This is a genomic window from Eudoraea sp. (genome assembly GCF_049665975.1).
Lineage (GTDB): Bacteria > Bacteroidota > Bacteroidia > Flavobacteriales > Flavobacteriaceae > Eudoraea.
Map to the genome: position 1 here is coordinate 1 of NZ_JBATGR010000191.1, position 3,392 is coordinate 3,392.

Annotated in this window: 4 protein-coding genes; 3 read left to right on the forward strand and 1 reads right to left on the reverse strand. The window is 37.5% G+C overall.

The genetic code is table 11. From position 1 onward, the window contains the following. The coding region (locus WBN20_RS07180; protein ID WP_424281210.1) for a sulfatase/phosphatase domain-containing protein at positions 1 to 1,099 on the forward strand (1,099 nt) is incomplete at its 5' end. Position 1,100: 1 nt separating this feature from the next. Here WBN20_RS07180 and WBN20_RS07185 read toward each other — a convergent pair. Beyond that, positions 1,101 to 1,463 carry a DUF1801 domain-containing protein gene (locus WBN20_RS07185; protein WP_424281211.1) on the reverse strand — a complete coding sequence of 121 codons (363 nt, stop codon included), beginning with the start codon at positions 1,461 to 1,463 and terminating at the stop codon, positions 1,101 to 1,103. Between the two features lie 21 nt (positions 1,464 to 1,484). Between WBN20_RS07185 and WBN20_RS07190 the strand changes: the two genes are divergently transcribed. Together WBN20_RS07190 and WBN20_RS07195 are read left to right on the forward strand one after the other, a co-directional pair. Then, positions 1,485 to 2,474, forward strand: a complete 990-nt coding sequence (locus WBN20_RS07190; protein ID WP_424281212.1) for a transglutaminase domain-containing protein — start codon at positions 1,485 to 1,487, stop codon at positions 2,472 to 2,474. 25 nt (positions 2,475 to 2,499) lie between these two features. Next, the coding region (locus WBN20_RS07195; protein ID WP_424281213.1) for an Sb-PDE family phosphodiesterase at positions 2,500 to 3,392 on the forward strand (893 nt) is incomplete at its 3' end.

Below are 3,392 nucleotides of genomic sequence, written 5' to 3' on the forward strand. Positions count from 1 at the left end.
CATAATCACCGATCTAACCTTAGACTGGTTAGAAAAACGACGAGATACGACACGCCCTTTTCTTTTAATGCACCTCCACAAGGCCCCACATCGATCCTGGCTGCCAGCGGAAAGACATTACAAGGAATTTACCAAAAAAACCTTTCCTATTCCTGAAACACTTTTTGATAATTATACTCCAAGAGGTGAAGCCGCCAGGAGCGCAGAAATGAATATCCTTGAACATATGGTTCTTAACTATGATAATAAAGTATCTGCCGAAATCATAGAAGAATTGAACATTAAGGACAGAAAACTATTTGATCCGCTTGAAAAAATGACGCCTGAACAGAAAGCAGCATGGGATTCAGTTTACGCACCGATAAATGAAGATTTTAGAAAATTGTACCCTTCGATGAATGACTCTACGCTTATGATATGGAAATACCAGCGATACTTACAGGATTATCTGGGAACTATAGCTGCAGTAGATGAGAATGTGGGGAGACTGCTGGATTATTTAGACAAGGAAGGACTTAGTGAAAACACCCTGGTTGTATATACTTCAGATCAGGGGTTTTATTTAGGAGAGCACGGCTGGTTCGATAAACGCTTTATGTATGAGGAATCTTTTAAAACCCCGTTATTAATTAAATGGCCACATGTTATAAATGCGGGAATTACAGAAGACCAAATGGTCCAGAATTTAGACTTTGCCCAGACTTTTTTGGAGGTAGCAGGCGTTTTGCCCCCCGCTGATATGCAGGGTGAAAGTTTAATGCCCTTGTTAAAAGGCGAAAAAGAGAATTGGAAACGCGAAGCAGTGTACTATCATTACTATGAATACCCTGCCGAGCACGCTGTAAAAAGGCACTATGGAATTGCTACTAAAGACTATAAACTGATTCATTATTACTACGATGTTGATGAATGGGAATTGTACGATCGTAAGAATGACAAACTGGAGATAAATAATGTGTATCAAGACCCGAAATACTCAAATGTAGTCAGTGAAATGCAGCAAAAACTTAAGGAAGTCAGATTAAAATACAAGGACAGTGATTCACTTAGCAATCAATATATTAAACTATATAAAGAGAAAGGCTGGATTGATAAGTAATCTATTTATACCAAAACTTTTTGTCTTTTACACTATAGGCGTCTTTTAATACTTCCACCAAAATGGTATGATCAATTTCTTCGAGCGAAGTATACCTGAGTGATCGCATTATTTTACGGCCGGCTGTTGTCATATGTTCTAAATGAACTTTGAGATGAGCAGCATTCCAAAATCCCAGGTCTACATAGTTTTTACTCTGATTCAAATAACAATAAGGCCTTCCTTCCAAATAGTAAAAAGGAATTCTATATTTAAACTTTAAGTCCACTTCAGGTACTGTTTGTTCAATAACAGATTGCAAATGCAACAGAATACTTCGGAATGGTTCAGGCCGGCTTAGTATGTAGTTTTCTGCAGGATTCATATCTTTAAGGAAAAAGTTGAAATGTCTAAGTTATTATTTTCCCTTTTATTCCTGGTTTCTTTTCTTGCCTTTCCTAATGAGTATGAAAGGATAGACCGGAAAGTGAGGAATTATCCGAATTTTAAAAATATCCATGATCTGGGATATAGAATTCAAAACGATTTTACTACTGATGAAGAGCGAGTGCGTGCAGCTTTTGTCTGGCTAACTCAAAATATGATATACATAAAAACATTCGACGATACATTTAAGACAAGTCGAATAATCTCTTACCAATCGGAATATGGGAGGCAAAAACAGATAAGAGAAGTAGTTTTGGGCTGGATTGAAAAAGCATTTAGAACCCGCAAAGGAGTTTGTTTAGAATATTCTCTGATACTTAATGAACTCTGCCTGCAATTTGGACTGCCGTCTAAAGTAATTGCGGGTATTGCCAAGACGGATATACGATCGTCAGAAGTGGATCAGACCTATAAAAATCATACCTGGAACGCCGTACAAATAGATGGCATCTGGAAACTTATGGATCCCACTTGGGCGTCAGGTCATTTAGATCTGGTAAGTCAAAAGTTTATACGAAAACAGTTAGACCACTATTATTTTACAAGCCCTTCGGAGTTTATTAAACACCATTTCCCAACTAATGAGGAATGGCAGTTATTGGATAATCCGGTGAATCTAAAACATTTTTTAAGCGCGCCTATTTATTTAACAGACTTTTTTGGAAAAGGGATAGAACTATCCCCTAAAACAAAAGGAATATTTAGCATTTCTTCTGAAGATAACAACTATATATATTTTGATCAATTGCCCCGCGATCATGGTATGTATTATTGGGTACATGGCAGTTCTGAAATTAGAAAAATGGGTTTTAAAAAAGGTACAGATAAATCATACATATCCAAAATTAGGCTGAAAAAAAAATTACCTAAAAATCATAATTTACTAACCGTATTTATGGATGATTCGCCAATTTTAAATTTTAAAATCGTTAAAGAATCCAGCAACTAATTAAATTAATTCTAACCACAGCCAGATGAAAAGGATACTCTTATTACTTGCAATTTTCACCACCCTTCTAACTATTAATGCGCAATCCCATTCCCATAGCGGGAAAATGGCATTGACCTATCCGAATATTGAAGGCTACCTTACCCTTAAAACAGACCTACACCAGCACACCGTTTTTTCAGACGGTAATGTTTGGCCCACCATCCGGGTACAAGAAGCTCTTAGGGAAAATTTGGATGCTATTTCACTAACCGAACATTTAGAATACCAGCCGCATATAGACGATATTCCTCATCCGGACCGCAACAGGTCTTACCATTTGGCACTGGAAGAAGCCAAAGAACATGGTCTTCTAATTGTACATGGCTCAGAGATCACTCGTTCAGAACCAGTGGGGCACAGCAACGCCGTTTTTATTTCAGATGCGAATAAACTTATGGCCGATGATCCCGCCATTCCTTTTCAGGAAGCCAAAAAACAAAATGCCTTTGTGTTCTGGAACCATCCTGCATGGCATGCTCAAAGTCCCAGCGGAAATCCTGTTTTAAGTGATTTCCAGGAGGAACGTATAAAAAATGGTGAATTACATGGCATTGAGGTTATTAACACATTTGATTATGCTGAGGAATCTTTAGCGCTGGCATTAAAACACAACCTTACCATTATGGGTACAAGTGATATTCACGGCTTAATTGATTGGGATTATATTGAAAAAGGAATGCACAGGCCAATAACACTGGTTTTTGCAAAAGAGAAAAACCTTGAGAGTATAAGGGAAGCTCTATTTGCAGGGCGGACAGTAGCCGTTTATAATTCTCTTTTAGTGGGCAAATCAGAATTTCTAAAACCTTTGATCAAAGCAAGTATCCAAATAAAAGAAGCTACCTATATTCCGGAAACACAAGTATTGAAAGTAGA

Bases quoted from the DNA above. Each gene is read 5' to 3' on its own strand.
- WBN20_RS07185 (WP_424281211.1), bottom strand. From the start codon at position 1,463: ATGAATCCTGCAGAAAACTACATACTAAGCCGGCCTGAACCATTCCGA.
- WBN20_RS07190 (WP_424281212.1), top strand. From the start codon at position 1,485: ATGTCTAAGTTATTATTTTCCCTTTTATTCCTGGTTTCTTTTCTTGCC.